Raw genomic sequence first — 21940 nt, forward strand, 5'->3', positions numbered from 1 at the left:
CTCGGCCAGCCCGGCCGACCGGCGCCGAGGAACCGCCCATGCCTGATCGACCGGCCCTCGAATTCGAGGCTGCCTGGGACGTGGCGTCGGCCATCCCGGGCTGGTTGACCGAGGACCAGGCGCGGCTGCTGTTCGACACGGCGCGCGACCTGCCGGCCGAGCCGCTGCTGCTCGAGATCGGCAGCCACCAGGGCAAGTCGACCGTCGTGCTGGCGGCCGCCGCGCGCGCGCACGGCGGGCGCGTGGTCGCCGTCGACCCGTTCGTCGACGGTCGGCTCTTCGGTGGGCCGTCCACCCGCGACAAGTTCGAGCGCAACGTCCGCGCGGCCGAGCTCGGCGACGTCGTGGAGCTGCTCCCCGAGTACAGCACCCGGGCGCGTCCGGGGTGGTCGCGCGACCTGGACTACCTCTACATCGACGGCAAGCACGACTACTGGACGCTGAGCGACGACCTCAAGTGGGCGCGCCACCTGCCGGACGGCGCACCGGTCCTCGTCCACGACTGCTACTCCTCGATCGGGGTCACCCTCGGGGTGCTGGCGAAGGTGCTGCCGTCCCGCCACCTGCGCTACGAGCGGCGCGCGGGCTCGCTCGCCCTCTTCCGCGTCGGCCGGCCCAGCGCCGTCGACCGCCTGCGCATCGTGCGGGAGCTCCCGTGGTGGCTGCGCAACGTCGCCGTGAAGGTGCTGCTGCGGCTGCGGCTGCGCGCGGTGGCGGCCCGGGTGTTCGGGCACGAGGGCCCCTACGACCCCTACTGATCGGTGGCGGGCGCCGGGGGCGGGCCGGGCCGGTAGATCCTGCGCTCGAGGTACTCCTCGCCGCGGTGGTGCTCGGGCTTGACCACCCGCTCGAACGGGATCCGCCGGTCCCGGCGCCGCCGTCGGGCCCGCACGGTCAGGGCCGCGGTGAGCGCCTGCGCCGCGGTGGCCTCCCAGCCTCGCTGGTGACCCGGCGACCGCATCGCCGCGGCGAAGAAGGCCGGGTCGAGCTCGCCCTCGGTCCTGATGTCGACCGACCCGGTCCAGTGGTACTGGATGACACGGTGCTCGAAGCGCCGGTTGAGCACCGCGTCGAGCTGGTCGCGGACCCCGGCGCGCTCGATGTAGGCGTCGATCTCGGCGTCGAAGAAGGGCGCCTGCTTGGCGGTCATCACCAAGGTCGGTCCGCTGGGCCCCTCGTCGAGGCGGCACCACCACACGTGGCTCGGGAAGTCGACGATCTTCGCGCTCGCGGCCTCGGGCACCTCGATGTAGCCGGCTCGCGCCACCCGGCTGAGCTCGGAGGCGACCGCCGCAGGGTCCTCGACGTGCTCGAGCACGTTGGAGCAGATGGCGTAGTCGAACGCCCCGTCGCGGAACGGCATGTCGGCGGCGTCGGCGTCGAAGAGCGGGCGGCTGACGCGGGCCGCGGCGCGGCCGGAGCGCTGCGCCGCGTGCTCGGGCCCGGTGTAGCGGTCGAGGAGCACGTCGGCGCGCCACGACGGCTTGTCGCCGCTGCCGACGTCGAGCACGAGCGCGTCGTCGTCGACCGGCACGGCGATCCGGCGCTCGTGGAAGAGCCGCAGGGCGTCCAGGCTGGGCATGGTCGAGGAGTATGGCAGGGACCCCCGTGCTCCCGGGGGCCAGGAACCGGCTCCGCGCCGGGGTCCACCGAGGACCGGACACGGACCGAACTCGTGGGTAACATCACCCCATGCAGTCGACCGCAACGGCGTCCCTCGCGGGTCGGCACGTCGTGCTGTTCAACTGGCGCGACACCCGCAACCCGGAGGGCGGCGGCTCGGAGCGCTACGTCGAGGCGATGGCGCGCGGGCTGGTCGAGCGCGGCGCGCGGGCGACGATCTTCTGCGCCGCCCACAGCCAGGCGCCGCGCGACGAGGTCGTCGACGGGGTGCGCTACGTCCGCCGCGGCGACCACCTCGGGATCTACCCGCTCGGCCTCCTGCACCTGCTGCTGCGCCGGTTCGGCAAGGTCGACCTGGTCGTCGACGTGCAGAACGGGCTGCCCTTCTTCACCCGCCTCGCCACCCGCGCACCCGTCGCGGTCCTGGTCCACCACGTCCACCGCGAGCAGTGGCCCGTCGTCTTCCCCGGACTGCTCGGCCGGGTGGGGTGGTGGGTCGAGCGGGTCCTGGCGCCGCGCCTCTACCGGCGCTCGCAGTACGTCGCGGTGTCGCGGGCGACCCGCAGCGAGCTCGTCGCCCTCGGGGTGGGGCGCGAGCGCATCGCTGTCGTCCACAACGGCACCGCACCCCCACCCGCCCTAGACGTACCGCGGAGCGCCGCGCCGCTCATCTGCGTGCTCGGCCGACTGGTCCCCCACAAGCAGGTGGAGCACGCGATCGACGCCATCGTCGCCCTGCGCTCCGACCACCCAGACGCGACCCTCGTGGTCGTCGGCAACGGCTGGTGGGAGGAGAACCTGCGCGACTACGTCGCGCAGCGCGGAGCCGACGACGCGGTGGTCTTCACCGGGCACGTCAGCGAGCAGGAGAAGCACGACATCCTGGCGAGGTCGTGGCTCATGCTGCTGCCCTCGCTCAAGGAGGGCTGGGGCATCGTCGTCGGTGAAGCCGGCAGCCACGGCGTGCCGACGATCGCCTACGCCTCCGCCGGAGGCACGCGCGAGTCGATCGCCGACGGCAGCTCCGGCCTGCTGGTCGACACGCCCGCGGAGCTCGTCGAGGCCGCACGCCGGCTCGTGGCGGACGACGCGGAGCGCAGGCGCCTCGGCAAGGGCGCCCGCGAGATGTCGCACACCTTCTCGTGGGCGCACTCGCAGGAGTCGTTCGCCCACGTGCTGTCCGACGTGCTCGCCGGCCGGCGCCTCGCGGTCGAGGACCCCGACGGCCCCTGACCAGCGCGGCTCCACCGCCGGACGCGGGCGCGCCCGGACGACGGATCGGGTGCGGGAGGCGGGCGCGCGACGACGCGCCCGGGGGGACCTACTCGGCGGCCTGCTGGTTGGTGCCGTAGTCCATGACGCTCTGCTCGGGCTGCGACGGGGCACTGCTCACCGTGCTGACGACGCCCACGGTGGTGAGCGCGGCGAGCACGAGGCCGACGACGACCGCGACGATGCCACCGATCATTCCCTGCACGAATGTCTCCCAGTTCACTAGACCGGGGAGCACGGTAGCACCTCGTCAGGTCCCCCGGTGCACTTCCCGGTGCACTCGACGCGCGGGTCGGCGACGCGTCCCGAGGCGCAGGGCCGCCGCAGCGATCGCGCCGCCGGCCAGCGCCCACGCGCCGAGCAGCACCGCCAGTGACGCGGGCCGGCCGGCAGGCCCGGCCGCGCCGGCGCCGTCGTGCCCGCGCAGCTCCCACACGGCCAGCAGGTCCCCGCGGTGCAGCACCTCGGCGTCGGGAAGCGCGGGCACCGACCCGAGCGCGGGGGCGTCCAGGCCCTCGGCGGCGAGGTCGGCCGTGGCCTCGAGGTCGACCACGACCCACGTGATCCCCTCGTCGGCGAGCGCCCGCTCCAGGTCGTCGCCGGCGAGGGTCGCCAGGTCCCGCGCGACCCTCCGCGCGCGGGGGTCCTCACCGGGGACCTCGGTGCCCGAGACGACGAGGGTGTCGCTGGCCAGGTAGTCGGCGGGCAGGTGGCGACCGACGGGGTCGAGCGTGCGTCGACCGTCGTTCCATCCCGGCCGGCGGTAGGACGTGAACGGCAGCGACAGCACGTCGCCCTCCCGGCCGGCGCGCCGGCTGTCCGCGACCGCCCGCCGGGCCGACTCGAGGTCGTCGGGGAAGCCGACTGCGTCCAGCCGCCCGGAGAGGCCCACCGCGGCGTCCGGCATGAGGGCGAGCGGGGTCAGCGCCAGGACGGTTCCCAGGACCACGGCGGGCAGGCGTGCGGGCACGGACGCGGCCAGCTGGGCGACGCCGCGTCCCCAGAGCACCGCCAGCAGCGGGGCGGCGAGGGCGAGGAACCTCGTGCCGTCGCGCACGAGTCCCGCGCCCGGGACGTGCCCGACCAGCCAGCCCACCGGGCCGGGCGCCACGGCACCGGCTATCGCGACCACGAGCCCGACGGCCGCCGGCACCAGCAGCGCCAGCCGCGCCCGGCGCCCCTCCGCGCCCGACCACGACCGGAGGCCGGCGGCGCAGACGAGGAGCACCAGGAGGAGCGAGACGACGCCCACCCAGGTCGTGCGGGAGGCCGGCACCACCTCGGCGTTCCAGATGCCGCCGAGCCCCAGCACGGCCGCCCAGGACGGCAGGATGCCCTCGCCGTGCGCGGCGAAGAGCCGCACGGCTGCGGCGTCGCTGACCGCGCCGGCACCGTGCAGCACCCCCGCCACGAGCCACGGCGCGTTGACGGCGACCACGGCGCCCACCGCCCAGCCCGTGGCGCGGGTGGCCGCGCGGCCGGCCACTGCGAGGCCCAGCACGGCGTGCAGGCCGGCGACGATGCCTCCCACCGGGCTCAGGCTCGCGAAGGCGAGCCACAGCACGAGCTGCGGCAGGCACCGCTCCCCCGCCGCCAACCGGAGGACGAGGAGATGGATCCAGGGCAGCGCCGCGTAGGTCATCAGCAGCGGCCAGTGGCCGATCCCCAGCCGCTCGGCGACGAAGGGGTTCCACAGGTAGAAGGTGGACGCGGCCACGGACGCCACCACCCCGGCCCGGGCCACGAGCCGCCAGGCCCCCGTGCCGGCGAGGACCAGCGTGCCCACCAGCACGAGCTTCTGCAGCACCATTCCGGGCACCACCTCGTCGAGCAGTGCCACGACCATGTCGGAGGGCACCGCGCGCGGCAGGCTCGAGCCGAGGCCGAGGAAGTCCCCCCGGACCGTGAGGTCCGGCACCCACACCATGTCGTAGGCCAGCACGTAGCCTCGACCGAGCGCCGGACCCAGCATCAGCACGGCCAGCGCCAGGGACCACACCGCGGGTGCCGCACGAACCACAGCGTCGCTCCGTCGCCCCACGCTGAGACACCATAGGGTGTGCCGCATGGCCACCCGAGCGCGCTACCGATCGCGCCACGTCGCCGACCAGGGGGACGGCGGGGACCGCACGAGCCCGCGCGAGGGCCGGGGACCACGAGCCGCTGTCGCGGCGCTGCTGGGCAGCAGCGGCCAGATCGCGGTCGCGATGATGCTGATGAACCTGGCGACCTACGGGTTCACCATGTCGGCGGCCCGCATCATCGGCCCCGTCCCCTACGGGGCGTTCTTCGCGCTGATGAACCTCGTCATGATCGTCAGCGTCGTCCAGCTGGGCCTCCAGGCCACGGCGGCCCGCCGGATCAGCGCCGACCCGACGCACGTGGGACAGATCGAGCGGGAGGTCCTGCGCGTCTCGATGCGCGCCTCGCTGCTGCTCGGCGGGCTGCTGCTGGTCGGCGCCCCCCTCGTCAACCACCTCCTCGGCCTCGACAGCCTGCCGACCGCGCTGCTGGCCGCGGTCGCGGCCGTGCCGATGACGATGACGGGCGCACAGGCCGGGATCCTCCAGGGCGAGCGACGCTGGCGCCAGCTGGCCATCCTCTACGTGCTCTCCGGGGTGCCGCGCCTGGTCGTCGGCCTGGCGCTGATCCTGTGGCAGCCGACCGAGTTCATGGCGTTCCTCGGCGTCACGCTCGGCTACTACGCACCCTTCCTCTACGGCCTGGCCGTGCTCCGCCACGGCCGGGAGTCCGGCGACACGCACGACCGGCACGGCTTCCTGCCCGTCATCAAGGAGGCGGTCGTCAACTCGCAGGCGCTCTTCGCGTACTTCGCCCTCACCAACATCGACATGCTCGTCGGACGCTCCGTGCTCGACTCCCACGACTCCGGCCTCTACGCCGCCGGCCTCATCGTGTCGAGGGCGGTGATGTTCCTGCCCCAGTTCGTCGTCGTCGTCGCCTTCCCGTCGATGTCCACGAGCCTCAACCCCGCCCGTGCGCTGGTCAGCAGCATGGCGCTGGTCGGGGGCCTCGGTGGCGCGTGCGTGCTCGCCACCGCCGTGCTGCCGGACCTCGTGCTGGTCTTCGCCGGCGGCCGGGAGTACGACGAGGTCAGCGGACTGCTGTGGGTCTTCGCACTCCTCGGCACGTGCATGGCGCTGCTGCAGCTGCTGGTCTACTTCGTGCTGGCCCGCCAGGGGACGCTGTCGGTCGTCCTGGTGTGGGTGGCGCTGGTCGTGCTCGTCGGCGTCGCCTCGACGATGGTCTCGAGCGTGTCCGGACTGCTCGGTGTTGTGCTCGCCGTCGAGCTGGTGCTCCTGCTCGTGCTGTCCGCGATCAGCTTCGTGAAGCTGCGGGAGCGTCCGACCGCTCAGTGAGCCGCGTCGTGCCAGCTGCGGCCCACGCCGATGGAGACGTCGAGAGGGACCGCGAGCTCGGCGGCGCCCCCCATCTCCGCGCGCACCAGCTCGGTCAGGGCGTCGGCCTCCCCGGGCGCGACCTCGAACACGAGCTCGTCGTGCACCTGCAGCAGCATCCGCGAGCGCAGGCCCCGCTCGGCCAGGGCACGCTCCACCCCGAGCATCGCCACCTTGACGAGGTCGGCCGCCGAGCCCTGGATCGGGGCGTTCAGCGCCATCCGCTCGGCGGTCTCGCGGCGCTGGCGGTTGTCGCTCGTGAGGTCGGGGAGGTAGCGGCGTCGTCCCAGGATCGTCTCGGTGAAGCCGGAGCGCCGCGCCTCGTCGACGATGCCGCCGAGGTAGTCGCGCACGCCACCGAAGGTCTCGAAGTACTCGTCCATCAGCGCCCGCGCCTCGGACGTGTCGATGCGCAGCTGCTGCGACAGCCCGAACGCGGACAGGCCGTAGGCGAGGCCGTAGTTCATCGCCTTGATCTTGGCGCGCTGCTCGGGGTTCACGGCGGACGCCTCGACGTCGAACACCCGGGCGGCGGTGGTCGAGTGGAAGTCCTGGCCGGAGCGGAACGCCTCGATCAGCAGGGCGTCCTCGGAGAGGTGCGCCATGATCCGCATCTCCACCTGGCTGTAGTCGGCGGTCATCAGGGACTCACCGCCCTCCCCGACGACGAAGGCCTCACGGATCCGGCGTCCGGCCTCGGTGCGGATCGGGATGTTCTGGAGGTTGGGGTCGGTGCTGGAGAGCCGCCCCGTCGCGGCGATGATCTGGTTGTAGGTTGTGTGGATGCGACCGTCGGAGGCGACGGTCTTGAGCAGCCCCTCGACCGTCTGCCGCAGCCGGATCACGTCGCGGTGGCGCAGCAGGTGCTGCAGGAAGGGGTGCTCGGTCTTCTCGTAGAGCGCCTGCAGCGCGTCGGCGTCGGTGGTGTAGCCGGTCTTCGTGCGCTTGGTCTTCGGCATGTCGAGCTCGTCGAAGAGCACCGTCTGGAGCTGCTTGGGCGAGCCGAGGTTGATCTCCTTGCCGATGACGTCGTAGGCGTCGTTGGCCGCGGCCCGCACCTGGTCGCCGAACTCGGACTCGAGGCCCTCGAGGTAGTCGACGTCGACGGCGATGCCCACCTGCTCCATGCGCACGAGGGTGCCGATGAGCGGCAGCTCCACCTCGCGCAGCAGACGCGTGCCGCCGTGCTCCTCGACGGCGTCGTCCAGGGCGTCGGCGAGGTCGAGGACGGCCCGGGCGGTGAGCATCGCGGTGTCGCTCGCGGCCGTGTCGTCCATCGCGTCGAAGCTGAGCTGCTCGGTGTCGGGGGTGTCCTGCCGCAGCTCGCGCTTGAGGTAGCGCAGGGTGAGGTCGGCCAGGTCGTAGGAGCGCTGGTCGGGCTGGACGAGGTACGCCGCGAGTGCGGTGTCGACCTCGAGCCCGCCCAGCTCCCACCCGCGGGCCGCCAGGGCGAGGCTGGGGCCGTTGGCGTCGTGGACCGCCTTGGGACGGGTGGGGTCGGCCAGCCACGCCGCGACGGCCGCGTCGTCCTCCGGCCCGATCCCCGCGACGTCGATCCAGGCGGCCTGCCCGTCGCGGGTCGCCACCGCGACGGAGTGCACGTCTCCGGTGCCGGCACGCCACGTGCCCTGCACGGCGACGCCGACGCGCCGGCCGGCCGGCGCGTGCTCCGCGAGCCACGCCTCGGCCTCGCCCGCCGCCAGCCGACGGCCGTCGAGCTCGAAGCCGGACTCGGCCTCCGCGGCGTCGGCCGGGTCGGGGTCGATGGTGTCGAGCAGACGGGTGCGCAGCTCCCCGCGGAACTCCAGCTCGTCGAGCAGCTCCAAGCCGGCGGTGCGGTCCCACGGCTGGCGGACCAGCCCGGCGGGCCGCACCGGGAGGGTCAGGTCGCGCACGAGCGCGTTGAGCCGCCGGTTGCGGATGACGTCGCCGAGGTGCGCACGCAGCGCCTCGCCCTTCTTGCCGGTGATCTCGTCGGCGCGGGCGATGACGTTGTCGAGGCCGTCGAACTGGTTGATCCACTTCGCGGCGTAGCCCTGGCCGACGCCCGGCACGCCGGGCAGGTTGTCGGAGGTCTCCCCCACGATCGCCGCGAGCTCGGGGTAGCGGTGCGGGGGGACGCCGTACTTCTCCTGCACCGCGGCTGGCGTCAGCCGGGCCAGCTCGCTGACGCCGCGCATCGTGTAGAGAACGGTGGAGTCGTCGGTGACCAGCTGGATGGAGTCGCGGTCGCCGGTCATGATGAGGACCTCCATGCCCTCGGCGAGCGCCTGCGTGGCCAGCGTGGCGATGATGTCGTCGGCCTCGTAGCCCTCCATCGACAGGTGCTGGATGCGCAGCGCGTCGAGCACGCGCCGGATCAGGGGCAGCTGGCTGCCGAACTCGTCGGGCGTCTTGTTGCGCTTGGCCTTGTAGTCGCCGTACTCCTCGAGGCGGAAGGTCTGGCGCGACTTGTCGAACGCGACCGCCACGTGGGTGGGCGTCTCGTCGCGCAGCACGTTGACCAGCATGGAGGTGAAGCCGTAGACGGCATTGGTGTGCTGCCCGGAGGCCGTCGCGAAGTTCTCCACCGGGAGGGCGAAGAACGCCCGGTAGGCCAGGGAGTGGCCGTCCAGCAGCAGGAGGCGGGGGCGCGTCGTCTCGCTCGTCTCGGGCACCCGCCGACTCTAGCCGCCGACGCCGACAGCGAGGACCGCCAGGCCCGGCCCTGCCGACCGGTGCGGCTGGGAGAGGATGGGGCCCATGAGCCAGACACCTGCGACCACCCCCGACCCGGCCCCGGACCGTGCCCCGCAGCCGGCGTCGCTCGCCGACCTGACCGTGGAGGAGCTCCTCGCCTTCCTCCCCGAGGGAAACGGACGGCTCAACGACAAGATGGGCGTCGAGCTGGTCGAGGTGTCCGCCGAGCGGGTGGTGGCGACCATGCCGGTCGAGGGCAACACCCAGCCGTTCGGCCTCCTGCACGGCGGCGCCTCGGTCGTGCTGGCCGAGACCCTCGGCTCGATCGGGTCGGCGGTCCACGCCTACCCCGCGAGGATCGCCGTGGGCGTGGACATCAACGCCACCCACCACCGCTCGGCCACGTCCGGCCTGGTCACCGGTGTGGCCACGGCCATCCACCTGGGACGCTCGTCGACGTCCTACGACATCGCCATCAGCGACGAGCGCGGCCGGCGCGTGTGCACCGCCCGCATCACCTGCGCGCTGCTCGAGGCTCCCACCGGCTGACCCGCGTCGGACGGTGCCGGACGCGGGCGGTCAGCCCGGGACGCGCTCGCGCCGGATCCGCCTCGCGGCCAGCACCCGGTCGATGCGCTGGCGGCTCGAGGCGGCCGGGGTGGCCTGGCGCGACTGCGGCAGGCGGGCGCGGACGGCGCTCGTCGTGGCGGCCCGCAGCGTCGCTTGCGGCGCGAACGACAGGCGTGCCATGAAGCGGTTGGCGTCGCGAGCCTCGGCGGCCGCGGCGGTCTGGACGTGGGTGATCCCGTGCTGCTCGGCGAAGCGGCAGGCCGCCTCCATCAGCGCGCTGCCGACGCCCTTGCGGCGGAAGTGCGAGAAGACGTGGGGGGAGACGGCGAGCACCGCCGGCTCGAGGTTGAGCGGGGTGAACGTCGTCGCCTCGAGGTAGACCGCGCCGGCGACCTCGCCGTCGACCTCGGCCACCGCCACGCACTGGTCCGGGCGCTCGGCCGCCGTCTCGACGATGCGGGCCACGTCGGCCAGCTGCTCGTCGCGCGGTCCGCGCCGCAGGATGTCGCCCCACAGCTCACGCAGCGACGCGACGTCAGCAGGCTCTGCCTTGCGCACGGTCACCGGCGTCCGGCTCATCGACCCACCCATCTCCTCAAGCGAATCCCCGTGGCCCCCCTGCCGTGCCTTCCCGGCACCACGTGCGAGCGAGGGTACGCCCACCAGCCGCTGCCGGCCACGCCGAGGTGCCCCCGGGCGGTCGGACACCGAATCGAGACCAAACTTTGCCCGACCGCACCCGCCTCGCACCCGCGCGGGTGCACTACCCTCGCGGCCATGGCATCTCGCACTCTTCCGCGCCCGGCTCGCGGCATCGTCCGGAGCTCCGTCGCTCTCGTCTCCACCCTGGCCCTTGCCACGGTCCTCACCGCGTGCGGCTCCGACGACGGCGGCGGCTCGGGCGCTGACGACGGCGGATCGAGCGGCGGCTCCGGCGTCACGACCATCGCCAGCGGCACCCTGACGGTGTGCTCCGACGTCCCCTACCCGCCCTTCGAGGACTTCGACGAGAGCTCGGAGTCCGGCTTCAAGGGCTTCGACATCGACATCGTGCAGGCCATCGCCGACGGGCTCGAGCTCGAGCTCGCCGTGAAGGACTCCTCCTTCGACGCCCTCCAGAGCGGGCAGGCCCTCAACGCCAACCAGTGCGACCTGGCTGCCAGCGCGATGACGATCACCGACGAGCGCAAGGCCGCCCTCGACTTCTCCGACGGCTACTACGACTCCGAGCAGTCGCTGCTCGTGCCCGAGGGGTCCGACATCACCTCGATCGAGGACCTCGACGGCGTCAAGGTCGGTGTCCAGCAGGGGACGACCGGGAAGGCCTACGCGGAGGAGAACGCCTCCGGCGCCGACATCGTCTCGTTCCCGAGCGACGCGGAGATGTTCCAGGCGATCAAGGCCGGACAGGTCGACGCGCTGCTCCAGGACCTCCCGGTCAACCTGGACCACCAGAAGGCCGGCGGCTTCACCGTGGTGGAGACCTACTCCACCGACGAGCAGTACGGACTGGCCATGAAGAAGGGCAACACCGCCCTGGTCGAGGCCGTCAACGAGCAGCTCGCCGAGATGCGCGAGGACGGCACCTACGACGAGATCTACAACACCTACTTCTCGACCGAGTGAGCGCAGCCCACACTTCATGGCTATGAAGCGCACCACGAAGCGCCGCCTCGTCCAGGGGGTCCTGTACGCAGTCCTTCTGGGCGTCGCGGTCGCTCTGGCCCTCGTCGCCGACTGGCCGGCGATCAAGGCGAACTTCTTCAAGTCCGAGGGCTTCGTCCCCCCGGGCGCCTGGGGCGAGCTGATCACGGTCGGCGTCAAGAACACCCTGATCTACACGGTGATCGCGTTCGCCGGCGGCCTGCTCCTCGCGCTGCTGCTGGCGCTGATGAAGCTCTCCCCCGTCGGGCCGTACCGGTGGCTCGCCACGGCGTACATCGAGTTCTTCCGTGGGCTCCCCGCCCTGCTGGTCATGCTGTTCATGGCGTTCGGCATCACCATCGCCTTCCAGTGGACGCCGCCCGGGGGCTCGGTCGGCGCCGGCATCGTGGCCCTCATCCTGGTCGGGTCCGCCTACATGGCCGAGACGCTGCGCGCCGGCATCCAGGCGGTCCCGAAGGGCCAGACCGAGGCCGCGCGCTCGCTCGGCATGAGCGGTGGCCGCACGACGGTGACCGTCGTCCTCCCGCAGGCGTTCCGCATCGTCATCCCGCCGCTGACCAACGAGTTCGTGCTGCTCATCAAGGACACGTCGCTGCTCTTCGTGATCGGCTTCGCCGCCGACCAGCGTGAGCTCACCACGCTCGCCAGGGACTTCCTCGCCAGCGGTCCCACGGCCGGCACGTCGACGAGCCTGGTGCAGGCTGCGATCCTCTACCTCGTCATCACGCTCCCGCTCACCCAGCTGGTCGGCTGGCTGGAGAAGCGGCAAAGGAGGTCACGATGACCGCCACCACCCGTCCCGACGCCGCGACCGCCGCGATCGAGGTCCGGGGGCTGCACAAGTCCTTCGGCTCCAACGAGGTGCTCAAGGGCATCGACTTCCACGTCGACAACGGCGAGGTCGTCTGCGTGATCGGCCCCTCGGGCTCGGGCAAGTCCACGCTGCTGCGCTGCGTGAACCGCCTCGAGGAGCCCGACAGCGGACAGATCCTGGTCGAGGGCGTCGACATCATCGACCCGGAGACCGACCTCGACGCCGTGCGCTCGCGCATCGGCATCGTCTTCCAGCAGTTCAACCTGTTCCCCCACATGAACGTGCTGCGCAACCTGACGGTCGCGCAGGAGAAGGTGAGGAAGCGGTCCCGGAAGGAAGCCGTCGAGGTCGCCCGGGCGAACCTCGAGAAGGTCGGGCTCGCCGGACGCGAGAACGCCTACCCCGCCCACCTCTCCGGCGGCCAGCAGCAGCGCGTGGCCATCGCCCGCGCCCTGTCGATGGACCCCGACATGATGCTCTTCGACGAGCCGACGTCGGCGCTCGACCCCGAGCTCGTCGGCGACGTGCTCGAGGTCATGAAGACGCTCGCCTCCGAGGGCATGACCATGATGGTCGTGACCCACGAGATGGGCTTCGCCCGCGAGGTCGGCGACAAGCTGGTCTTCATGGACGGCGGCGTCATCGTCGAGGAGGGCGACCCGCGCGAGGTCCTCGCCGCGCCCCAGCACGAGCGCACCCGGGCCTTCTTGTCGAAGGTCCTGTAGCAGCCCGACGCTGCACCCCGACGCAGCACCGGACGCAGCACGACGAAGGGCCCAGCCGGAGATCGGCTGGGCCCTTCGTCACGTCCGCGCTGCGGCGTCGGTCTCAGACGTCGCCGCCGAGGTAGGCGGCCTTGACGGAGTCGTCGCCCGCGAGCTCGCTGCCCCTGCCCGAGCGGACGATCTCCCCGGTCTCGAGGATGTGCGCGTTGTCCGCCGCCTTGAGCGCCTGTGCGGCGTTCTGCTCCACGAGCAGCACGGTGGTGCCCTGCTCGTTGATCTCCTTGATGATCGAGAAGATCTGGGCGATGAGCTTGGGCGCGAGGCCCATCGACGGCTCGTCGAGCAGGATCAGCCGCGGGCGCGCCATGAGGGCGCGGCCGATGGCCAGCATCTGCTGCTCGCCGCCCGACATGGTGCCGGCCGACTGGTTGATCCGCTCGGCCAGGCGCGGGAACAGGGCCAGGACGCGGTCCATGTCGTCCTTGTACGCCTTGCTCTTGCGGTCGTTGCGCACGAAGGCGCCCATGTCGAGGTTCTCCCGCACGGTCATGCCCACGAAGCAGCGGCGTCCCTCCGGCGACTGGCTGATGCCCAGCTTGACCCGGTCGTAGGGCGCGGCGTTGGTGATGTCCTTGCCCTCGAACCTCACCGCGCCGGCCCGCACCTTGCGCAGGCCCGAGATGGTCTTCATCGTCGTCGTCTTGCCGGCGCCGTTGGCGCCGATCAGCGTCGTGACGCTGCCCTCCGGCACGTCGAAGCTGATGTCACGGATGGCCTCGATGTGCCCGTAGTTGACACACAGGCCCTCGACCTCAAGAAGCATCTTCTTCCTCCACTCCGAGGTAGGCCGCGATCACGGCGGGGTTGTCGCGGATCTCCGCCGGGCTGCCCTCGGCGATGAGCTTGCCGAACTCCAGCACGACGATACGGTCCGTCACGCCCATCACGAGGCGCATGTCGTGCTCGATGAGGAGCACCGTGTAGCCCTGGTCGCGCACCTTGCGGATGAGGTCCATCAGGACCCGCTTCTCCTCCGGGTTGAACCCGGCCGCCGGCTCGTCGAGGCAGATCAGCTTCGGGTTCGTCGCCATGGCACGGGCGATCTCGAGCCGGCGCTGGTCACCGTAGGAGAGGTTGGCCGCCAGCTCGTCGGCGTGGCGCTGGATGCCCATGAAGCGCAGCAGCTCCATGGCCCGGTCGTGGCCCTCGGCCTCCTCGCGGCGGTGCTTCGGGAGCCGGAAGAGGGCGCTGAAGATGCCCGTGCTGTGCCGCGCGTCGGCGCCGACCAGCACGTTCTCCAGGGCCGTCATGGTCGGGAACAGGCGGATGTTCTGGAACGTCCGCGCGATGCCCGCCTGGGTGATCTGGAACCTCTTCTTGCCGACGAGCGACTCCCCGCGGAAGCGGATCGAGCCCGACGTCGGCCGGTAGACGCCCGTGATGGCGTTGAAGCACGTCGTCTTGCCGGCGCCGTTCGGGCCGATCAGGCCGAGGATCTCGCCCTCGGCGATGTGGAAGCTCACGTCGTCCAGGGCCGTGAGGCCCCCGAACTTCAGGGTGAGGTTCTCGACCTCGAGCACCTTCGTGTGGTCAGGCACGGGCTGCCGCCTCTCCGTCGTGTCCGTCGTGGGCGCCCTCGAGCTCGTCGAGCTCCTGCTCGAGCTGCTTGGCCCGCACGGTGCGTCGTGGGGGGAACAGTCCCTCGGGACGCAGGATCGCCAGCGCGACGAGCGCGAGGCCGAAGACCAGGACGCGGAAGTCGTCGAACTCGCGGAAGCGCTGGGGCAGGTAGGCGACCAGCACGGCGCCGACCAGCACGCCCCAGCGGTTGCCCTGGCCACCGATGACGACCGCGGCGAGGAACAGGATCGAGAAGAGCAGCAGGAACGACTGCGGGTTGATGAAGCTCTGGCGGCTCGCGTAGAGCCCGCCGGCCAGGCCGCCGACGAAGGCGCCGGTCGCGAACGCGAGGAGCTTGAAGCGGAAGGTCGGCACGCCCATGAGCTCGGCGGCGTCCTCGTCCTCCCGGGTGGCCTCCCACGCGCGACCGACCCGGCTGTCCTTGATGAGCTTGTCGGCGATCAGCACGAGGATGACGACCGTGAGCCCCATCCAGTAGTAGGGGATCTGGTCGAGCACGCCGAACTCGATGAACGTCGTGGAGTCGTTGAAGTCGACCAGCGGCACGCCCGTGTCCCAGTTCAGGTGCGGGATCTCGAACAGCTCCAGGCTCGGAGGACGGGCGATGTTGGAGATGCCCTTGGACGTGCCCAGCCACTCGGTGTTCACGGCCACGAGCCGGATGATCTCGCCGAAGCCGAGCGTCACGATGGCGAGGTAGTCGCCACGCACGCGCAGGGTGGGCGTTCCGAGGATGATGCCGCCCAGCAGGGTGGCGAGCATGCCGACCGGCAGCGCGAGGAGCAGCGGCCAGTTGGCGTGGAACGACGTCAGGATCGCCACGGTGTAGGCGCCGATGGCGTAGAAGCCGACGTAGCCCAGGTCGAGCAGGCCGGCGTAGCCGACCACGATGTTGAGGCCCAGGGCCACCAGGCCGTACATCGTGACCACGAACAGGACGCCGCCGAAGTCGACGCCGGGCGTGGAGATGAACGGAGGCTCCAGCAGCGGGAGGGCGTACGCCAGCAGCGCCAGGACGATCCAGCCGAGGAACTTCACCGGCTTGGGCAGCCCGGTGACACGAGCGCGGAAGCCGCCGGCCTTGCTTGTCTTGTTGCTCATGCGCGTGCCTTTCCGAGCGACTCACCCAGCAGTCCGGTGGGCCTGAAGAGCAGGATGACGACCAGCAGCACGAACGCCACGACGTGGCGCCACTCGGTGCCGATCAGCGCCGCACCCCAGTTCTCGGCGACCCCGAGCAGCAGGCCACCCAGCAGGGCGCCGCGCAGGTTGCCGATGCCGCCGAGCACGGCGGCGGCGAACGCCTTGACGCCCAGCAGGAAGCCGACGTCGAACTTGGTGACCTCGATCTTGAGCATGTAGAGGAACGCCGCGACGCCGGCCATCAGGCCGCCGATGAGGAACGTCATCTGGATGGTGCGGGTGGGGTTGACGCCCATGAGGGCGGCCGTCTCCTGGTCCTGGGCGGTCGCGCGGATGCCGCGACCCAGCTTCGAACGACGGACGAACTGGTCCACGACGACCATCATCAGCAGGGCGGCGCCGATGACCAGGAGGTCCACGGTCTTGACCGGGATGCCGAAGATGTCGACGTTGGGCATGTTGACGACCCCGGACATGCTCGCGTTGATGCGAGCGCCGCTCACGTAGCGGTCGAGGGTGTCGTCGAGGCCGAACCAGCCGGTGACGCGGTCGCGCAGACCCATCAGCTCGGCCAGCACGAACGACGCGCCGATCGCCGAGATCAGCGCGATGAGCCGCGGGGCGTTCCGCTTGATCAGGGGCCGGTAGGCGACGCGCTCGAGGAGCAGCGCCACAAGCGCCGAGGTCAGCATCGACATGACCAGCGCGAGGAGCAGGATGCCCACCAGCTGCATGCCGCTGGCGCCGCCGGAGCCGGTGAGGGCCCACACCGTCCACAGGGTGGCGAAGGTGCCGTACATGAACACCTCGGAGTGGGCGAAGTTGATGAGCTGCAGCACGCCGTAGACCATCGTGTAGCCCAGCGCGATCAGGGCGTAGATCGCACCGAAGGCGAGTCCGGTGATGGTCAGCTGCGGCAGGTTGTTGAAGAAGAAGTCGAAGTCCACCAGGCCTCCTGGCCCTCATCGTGGCACCGCTGCGGTCGGGAAGTCCCCCGACCGCAGCGGTGCGTCACTGCGTGAATGGTGCCTGAAGGTCAGCTGATCTCGCCCTCGGGAACGATCTCGCCGCCCTCGACCTTGTAGGAGTAGACGTGGACCTCGCTGGGCTCGCCCTTCTCGTCGAAGGAGACCTGCTTGGTCACACCGGCCTCGTCGTAGTTGTTGACGAACTCGAGCATCTCCTCGCGGTTGTCGATGCCCTCGGCGATGCCGTCCAGGAAGACGTTGGCAGCGTCGTAGGCCTCGGCCGCGTAGGTGCCGGCCGCCTCGCCGAACGCCTCCTCGTAGGCGGAGGCGAACTCGGCCACCGCGGGGTCGGTGTTCGGGATGCAGGGGCAGGTCAGGACCGAGCCCTCGGCGTCCTTGCCGGCGTCGAGGAAGGCGGGGTCCTTCACGCCGTCGGCGGCGACGAAGGTGCCGTCGAAGCCGGCGTCCTTGAGCTGGCTGACGAGGATGGTCGCCTCGGCGTAGTAGCCACCGAAGAACACGGTGTCGGCCTTGGAGGCGGTGACGCGCTGCGCGGTGGCGGAGAAGTCGGTGTCGCCGGCCTGGATGGTGTCGGTGCCGACGACCACGTCACCGAGGCCGCCCTCGACCTCCTGCGCCAGCCCGGCGCCGTACTCGGACGCGTCGTCGATGACGAACGTGGCCTTGGACGACAGGGTGTCGGAGATGTAGGTCGCGGCGGCCGGCCCCTGCGTGGCGTCGTTGCCCAGGACACGGTGGAAGGTGTCCCAGCCGTTGTCGGCCAGCGTCGGGTTGGTCGCCGACGGCGAGATGGTCGGCAGGCCGGCCTCGGCGAAGATCGGGCCGGCCGCGGCGGACTCACCGGAGAACGCGGGACCCACGATGCCGATGAGGGCCTCGTCGCCGGCGGCCTCGGTGGCCAGGGCGGGCGCCTCGTCGGGGCTGCCCTGCGAGTCGAACTTCAGCATCTCGATCTGGCACTCCGCGTCGGCGTTGTACTCGTCGAGGGCCAGCTGGGCACCCTGGATGATGGGGGCACCGAGGCCTGCCGCGGGGCCCGTCTCGGGGCCGAAGAACGCGATCGTGACGTCGCAGGCCGCGCCGTCGCCGCCACCGCTGCCGGAGGCGTCGCCGCCGCCGTCCTCGGTCGTGCCACACGCGGTCAGCACCAAACCGGCGACCGCCGCGACGGCGACGGCCTGCCAGGACTTGGATGAGCGGATCATGGATCCCTCCGTAGTTCTAAGTGGGCTGTCCACCTCGGCAGCCTCGTGGCGGGAACCTAACATCCACGGTGTGGCCCAGAACACGATTGCGCGAACGGAGGCCCGTCCCGTTGCCGTTTCGTGACCAACTGGTCTGCACCGCGGGCCACAGCGGCCGGTGACGCGCCCGCGGCGCGGACCCGCGGGGGGACCAGCCGCCCGTCGAGCCGCCCGTCACGCCGCTCCCCCAGCCGGCCGTCGAGCCGGCCGCGGGCCCGGATCTCAGGCGCCCGGCCGACCCTCGCCGCCCAGCCCGGCGACGCCGTGCTCGACGACCCCGTCGGCGACCTGCTTCATCGACAGCCGGAGGTCCATGGCGGTCTTCTGGATCCACCGGAACGCCTCGCCCTCGCTGAGCCCGAGCTGCTCCTGCAGCACGCCCTTGGCGCGGTCGACCGACTTGCGGGTGGCCAGCGACTCCTGGAGGTCGTCCACCTCGCGCTCGAGCACCCTGATCTCGGCGAACCGGCTGACCGCCATCTCGATGGCGGGCACGAGGTCGCCGCGCTGGAACGGCTTGACGAGGTAGGCCATCGCGCCGGCATCGCGGGCCCGGGCGACGAGGTCGCGCTGGGAGAAGGCGGTGAGGATCACGACCGGTGCGATGCGCTCGCCCGCGATCGTCTCCGCGGCGGCGATGCCGTCGAGCACCGGCATCTTCACGTCGAGGATCACCAAGTCGGGCCGCAGCTCGCGCGCGAGCTCGATCGCCCGCCGGCCGTCGCCGGCCTGGCCGACCACCTCGTAGCCCTCCTCGCCGAGCATCTCGGCGAGGTCCATCCGGATGAGGGCCTCGTCCTCGGCGATCACCACGCGGCGTACGCCGTCCGCGGCGGGACCGGTCCCACCGGGTGCGGCGTCGGGGTGTGCGACATCGGGGTGTGCGGCGTCGGGCTGCGTCACGACGGAAAGGCTAGTTCCGATACGGTGTGCCCACCTAGCCGGGTTGGCGGAATGGCAGACGCGGTGGTCTCAAACACCACTGCCCGCGAGGGCGTGTGGGTTCGACTCCCACACCCGGCACCGTGCTGTGCGCCGGGCGTGCCGGAGCACCGCGCCATCGGCTGCCGTCCGGTGCTCAGCGCGAGCGGCGGTAGGCGGGGGCGACCCCGTTGATGGCGTCGCCCATCCGGTGGATCCGCAGCGCGTTGGTGGAGCCGGGGATGCCGGGCGGGCTGCCGGCGATGATGACGACGACGTCGCCCTCCGTGACCCGGCCGATCGCCAGCAGGGACTCGTCGACCTGGCGCACCATCTCGTCGGTGTGCTCGACCTCGGCACCCTGGAAGGTCTCCACGCCCCAGGTGAGGGCCAGCTGGGAGCGGGTGCGGGCCTCCGGGGTGAAGGCCAGGACCGGGATCGGGCCGCGGTAGCGCGAGAGCCGCTTGGCGGAGTCGCCGCTGGTCGTGAAGGCGACGACGTACTTGGCGTGCACGCGCTCGGCGACCTCGGCCGCCGCCTTGGCGATGATGCCGCCGCGGGTGTGCGGCTGCCACTCGACCGCGGCCATGTGGCCGAGCCCGTGCTCCTCGGTCGACTCGACGATGCGCGCCATGGTCTCCACGGCGACGACGGGGTACTCCCCCACGCTGGTCTCGCCCGAGAGCATCACCGCGTCGGCGCCGTCGAGGACGGCGTTGGCCACGTCGCTCGCCTCCGCGCGCGTGGGCGCCGGCGAGCTGATCATGGACTCCAGCATCTGGGTCGCCACGATGACCGGCTTGGCGTTGCGGCGCGCCTTGTCGATGATGCGCTTCTGGTGGATCGGCACGTCCTCGAGCGGGCACTCCACGCCGAGGTCGCCGCGGGCGACCATGATGCCGTCGAAGGCGTCGACGATCTCGTCGATGTTGTCGAGGGCCTGCGGCTTCTCGATCTTGGCGATGACCGGGACGTGGATGCCCTCCTGCCGCATCACCGCGCGCACGTCCTCGGCGTCGCGGGCGTTGCGGACGAAGCTGAGCGCGATGAAGTCCACGCCGAGGCGCAGCGCCCAGCGGAGGTCCTCGGTGTCCTTCTCCGACAGCGCGGGCACCGACACCGCGACGCCGGGCAGGTTGATGCCCTTGTTGTTCGAGACCTTGCCGGCGACGACGACCTCGGTCACCACGTCGGTGTCGTCGACCGACGTCACCCGCAGGCGGACCTTGCCGTCGTCGATCAGCAGCGGGTCACCCGGCTGCACGTCGCCCGGCAGGCCCTTGTAGGTCGTGCCGCACACCTCGGCGTTGCCGACGACGTCGCGGGTGGTGATCGTGAAGGTCGCTCCGCGCTTGAGCTTCACCGGACCGTCGGCGAAGGTCTCCAGGCGTATCTTGGGACCCTGCAGGTCGGCGAAGATGCCGATGGCGTGGCCCGACTCGTCGGAGGCCTGCCGCACGAGGCGGTAGACGGCCTCGTGGTCGGCGTACGCGCCGTGGCTCATGTTGAGCCGGGCGACGTCCATGCCCGCCTCGACGAGTGAGCGGATCCCCTCGGGAGTGTTCACCGCGGGGCCCATGGTGCAGACGATCTTGGCTCTACGCACGGCTCCACCCTAGCGGATATTGGATCGTTCCAACGACCTCCTCCCCCGCCGAGCGGTGCGTGAGGCAGGTTCTGCCGAGCGGAAACCTGCCCCACGCACCGACCCGGCCCGGACGAGGTGGCCGCGCCGCCCCCGGTGCGCCCTCAGACCGTGAGCGGGCGCTCGTGCGGCTTGATCGGCGCCGGCAGCGTGGAGGAGCCGGTGAGATACGCGTCGACCGAGGCGGCCGCGCTGCGGCCCTCGGCGATCGCCCACACGATGAGCGACTGCCCGCGACCGACGTCGCCGGCGACGAAGACACCCGGCACGGACGAGGCGTACGACTCGTCGCGCCGGACGTTGCCGCGCTCGTCGAGCTCCACCTCGAGCTGCTCGAGCAGCCCGGCCCTCTCCGGGCCCACGAAGCCCATCGCCAGGAGCACCAGCTGGGCCGGGATCTCGCGCTCGGTGCCCGCGACGGGCTGGAACCTCGAGTCGACCTCGACGAGCCGCAGGGCGGCGACGTTGCCGTCGTCGTCGCCGAGGAACTCCTGGGTCGAGACGGCGTACACGCGGTCCCCGCCCTCCTCGTGCGCCGAGGAGACCCGGAAGAGCATGGGGTACGTCGGCCACGGCTGTCCCGACGGGCGGTCGCCACCGGGCTGCGGCATGATCTCCAGCTGTGTGACCGAGCGGGCGCCCTGTCGGATCGACGTGCCGAGGCAGTCCGCGCCGGTGTCGCCGCCACCGATGATGACGACGTCCTTGCCCGACGCGACCAGCTGGTCGGCGACCTCCTCGCCGACGGCGACCCGGTTGGCCTGCGGCAGGAACTCCATCGCCTGGTGGATGCCGCCGAGCTCGCGGCCCGGTACCGGCAGGTCCCGCGCCTGCGTGGCGCCCATCGCCAGGACGACGGCGTCGTAGCGGGCGAGCAGCTGCGGGCCGGTGAGGTCCCCGCCGACGTCGACGCCGGCCCGGAAGACGGTGCCCTCGCGACGCATCTGGTCCAGCCGACGGTCGAGGTGCTTCTTCTCCATCTTGAACTCGGGGATGCCGTAGCGCAGCAGGCCGCCGATCCTGTCGGCGCGCTCGTAGACCGCGACCGTGTGGCCGGCACGGGTGAGCTGCTGGGCCGCGGCGAGACCGGCCGGACCGGAGCCGACGACCGCGACGGTCTTGCCCGAGAGCCACTCCGGCGGCTCCGGCCGGACGTAGCCCGAGCCCCAGGCCCGGTCGATGATGGAGACCTCGACGTTCTTGATGGTCACCGGGTCCTGGTTGATCCCCAGCACGCAGGCCGTCTCGCACGGCGCCGGGCACAGCCGCCCGGTGAACTCCGGGAAGTTGTTGGTCGCGTGGAGCCGGTCCATCGCGCCGTCCCAGTCGTCGCGCCAGACCAGGTCGTTCCACTCCGGGATGAGGTTGCCCAGCGGGCAGCCCTGGTGGCAGAACGGGATGCCGCAGTCCATGCAGCGGCCGGCCTGGGTGTTGATGATCGGCAGCAGGGCGCGCCCGATGCCGTCGGGGTAGACCTCGTTCCAGTCCCGCACGCGCTCGGCGACCTCGCGCCGCGAGGCCACCTCACGGCCGTGCTTCAGGAATCCCTTCGGGTCAGCCACGGTGCCCACCTTCCATCTGGGTGTGACG

At 71.7% G+C, this 21940-nt stretch carries 20 protein-coding genes and 1 tRNA gene; 8 read left to right on the plus strand and 13 right to left on the minus strand.

What is annotated here, in order from left to right:
- Positions 1–38 precede the first annotated feature (38 nt).
- Positions 39–758 carry a class I SAM-dependent methyltransferase gene (locus tag J3P38_RS12270; RefSeq protein ID WP_210503837.1) on the plus strand — a complete coding sequence of 240 codons (720 nt, stop codon included), beginning with the start codon at positions 39–41 and terminating at the stop codon, positions 756–758.
- Here J3P38_RS12270 and J3P38_RS12275 read toward each other — a convergent pair.
- Positions 752–1582 carry a class I SAM-dependent methyltransferase gene (locus J3P38_RS12275; RefSeq protein WP_210503838.1) on the minus strand — a complete coding sequence of 277 codons (831 nt, stop codon included), beginning with the start codon at positions 1580–1582 and terminating at the stop codon, positions 752–754. The genes J3P38_RS12270 and J3P38_RS12275 overlap by 7 nt on opposite strands.
- 110 nt (positions 1583–1692) lie before the next feature.
- Between J3P38_RS12275 and J3P38_RS12280 the strand changes: the two genes are divergently transcribed.
- Positions 1693–2856 (plus strand): glycosyltransferase family 4 protein, encoded by a 1164-nt coding sequence (locus tag J3P38_RS12280; protein WP_210503839.1) that lies wholly within the window; start codon positions 1693–1695, stop codon positions 2854–2856.
- A gap of 88 nt (positions 2857–2944) precedes the next feature.
- On the opposite strand, the gene J3P38_RS12285 is transcribed toward J3P38_RS12280, so the two are convergent.
- Together J3P38_RS12285 and J3P38_RS12290 are read right to left on the minus strand one after the other, a co-directional pair.
- Positions 2945–3100: a hypothetical protein gene (locus J3P38_RS12285; protein WP_210503840.1), complete on the minus strand. Its 156-nt coding sequence runs from the start codon at positions 3098–3100 to the stop codon at positions 2945–2947.
- A gap of 45 nt (positions 3101–3145) precedes the next feature.
- A complete protein-coding gene (locus J3P38_RS12290; protein ID WP_210503841.1) occupies positions 3146–4936 on the minus strand; it encodes a hypothetical protein in 1791 nt (596 codons plus the stop codon).
- 25 nt (positions 4937–4961) lie between these two features.
- Here J3P38_RS12290 and J3P38_RS12295 point away from each other — a divergent pair, with 25 nt between their 5' ends.
- A complete protein-coding gene (locus tag J3P38_RS12295; RefSeq protein WP_210503842.1) occupies positions 4962–6275 on the plus strand; it encodes a lipopolysaccharide biosynthesis protein in 1314 nt (437 codons plus the stop codon).
- On the opposite strand, the gene polA is transcribed toward J3P38_RS12295, so the two are convergent.
- Positions 6269–8971, minus strand: a complete 2703-nt coding sequence (gene polA / locus J3P38_RS12300) for a DNA polymerase I (protein WP_210503843.1) — start codon at positions 8969–8971, stop codon at positions 6269–6271. The two genes, J3P38_RS12295 and polA, sit on opposite strands and share 7 nt — an antisense overlap.
- 85 nt (positions 8972–9056) lie before the next feature.
- On the opposite strand from polA, the gene J3P38_RS12305 reads away from it, so the two are divergent.
- The gene (locus J3P38_RS12305; RefSeq protein ID WP_210441128.1) at positions 9057–9542 is read left to right on the plus strand and encodes a hotdog fold thioesterase; all 486 of its coding nucleotides are present in this window, start codon (positions 9057–9059) and stop codon (positions 9540–9542) included.
- A gap of 30 nt (positions 9543–9572) precedes the next feature.
- On the opposite strand, the gene J3P38_RS12310 is transcribed toward J3P38_RS12305, so the two are convergent.
- The gene (locus J3P38_RS12310) at positions 9573–10142 is read right to left on the minus strand and encodes a GNAT family N-acetyltransferase (protein ID WP_210503844.1); all 570 of its coding nucleotides are present in this window, start codon (positions 10140–10142) and stop codon (positions 9573–9575) included.
- Positions 10143–10340: 198 nt separating this feature from the next.
- Between J3P38_RS12310 and J3P38_RS12315 the strand changes: the two genes are divergently transcribed.
- Genes J3P38_RS12315 through J3P38_RS12325 form a run of 3 tightly spaced genes read left to right on the plus strand, consistent with a single transcriptional unit; the run spans position 10341 to position 12767 of the window.
- Complete coding sequence (locus J3P38_RS12315; RefSeq protein ID WP_210503845.1) at positions 10341–11189, plus strand: basic amino acid ABC transporter substrate-binding protein; 849 nt, start codon at positions 10341–10343, stop codon at positions 11187–11189.
- Between the two features lie 22 nt (positions 11190–11211).
- A complete protein-coding gene (locus J3P38_RS12320; RefSeq protein ID WP_246851235.1) occupies positions 11212–12012 on the plus strand; it encodes an amino acid ABC transporter permease in 801 nt (266 codons plus the stop codon).
- Positions 12009–12767, plus strand: coding sequence for an amino acid ABC transporter ATP-binding protein (locus J3P38_RS12325; protein ID WP_210441137.1), 759 nt, complete (start codon positions 12009–12011; stop codon positions 12765–12767). Before J3P38_RS12320 ends, J3P38_RS12325 begins: the two co-directional genes overlap by 4 nt.
- A 103-nt stretch (positions 12768–12870) precedes the next feature.
- Here J3P38_RS12325 and J3P38_RS12330 read toward each other — a convergent pair whose 3' ends face one another.
- From J3P38_RS12330 to J3P38_RS12355, 6 genes are all read right to left on the minus strand, one after another.
- On the minus strand, positions 12871–13590 hold the full coding sequence (locus tag J3P38_RS12330; RefSeq protein ID WP_210441139.1) for an ABC transporter ATP-binding protein: 720 nt from the start codon (positions 13588–13590) through the stop codon (positions 12871–12873).
- Positions 13580–14365: an ABC transporter ATP-binding protein gene (locus J3P38_RS12335; RefSeq protein ID WP_307807889.1), complete on the minus strand. Its 786-nt coding sequence runs from the start codon at positions 14363–14365 to the stop codon at positions 13580–13582. Before J3P38_RS12335 ends, J3P38_RS12330 begins: the two co-directional genes overlap by 11 nt.
- The gene (locus J3P38_RS12340; RefSeq protein WP_210503846.1) at positions 14358–15509 is read right to left on the minus strand and encodes a branched-chain amino acid ABC transporter permease; all 1152 of its coding nucleotides are present in this window, start codon (positions 15507–15509) and stop codon (positions 14358–14360) included. Before J3P38_RS12340 ends, J3P38_RS12335 begins: the two co-directional genes overlap by 8 nt.
- Positions 15506–16498: a branched-chain amino acid ABC transporter permease gene (locus tag J3P38_RS12345; protein ID WP_307807890.1), complete on the minus strand. Its 993-nt coding sequence runs from the start codon at positions 16496–16498 to the stop codon at positions 15506–15508. The genes J3P38_RS12340 and J3P38_RS12345 overlap by 4 nt, the downstream gene beginning before the upstream one ends.
- 89 nt (positions 16499–16587) lie before the next feature.
- Positions 16588–17745, minus strand: coding sequence for a branched-chain amino acid ABC transporter substrate-binding protein (locus J3P38_RS12350; RefSeq protein ID WP_210441143.1), 1158 nt, complete (start codon positions 17743–17745; stop codon positions 16588–16590).
- Positions 17746–18006: 261 nt separating this feature from the next.
- Entirely contained in the window at positions 18007–18597 is a 591-nt protein-coding gene (locus J3P38_RS12355) for an ANTAR domain-containing response regulator (protein ID WP_307807908.1), read from the minus strand.
- Between the two features lie 127 nt (positions 18598–18724).
- Here J3P38_RS12355 and J3P38_RS12360 point away from each other — a divergent pair.
- A tRNA-Leu gene (locus tag J3P38_RS12360) sits at positions 18725–18807 on the plus strand.
- A 55-nt stretch (positions 18808–18862) separates the two neighbouring features.
- Here the strand turns inward: J3P38_RS12360 and pyk are convergent.
- A complete protein-coding gene (pyk, locus tag J3P38_RS12365; RefSeq protein WP_210441145.1) occupies positions 18863–20311 on the minus strand; it encodes a pyruvate kinase in 1449 nt (482 codons plus the stop codon).
- Positions 20312–20454: 143 nt separating this feature from the next.
- A complete protein-coding gene (locus J3P38_RS12370; protein ID WP_210503847.1) occupies positions 20455–21912 on the minus strand; it encodes a glutamate synthase subunit beta in 1458 nt (485 codons plus the stop codon).
- Positions 21913–21940 lie beyond the last annotated feature (28 nt).

Source organism: Nocardioides xinjiangensis, assembly GCF_017916455.1.
GTDB lineage: Bacteria > Actinomycetota > Actinomycetes > Propionibacteriales > Nocardioidaceae > Nocardioides > Nocardioides xinjiangensis.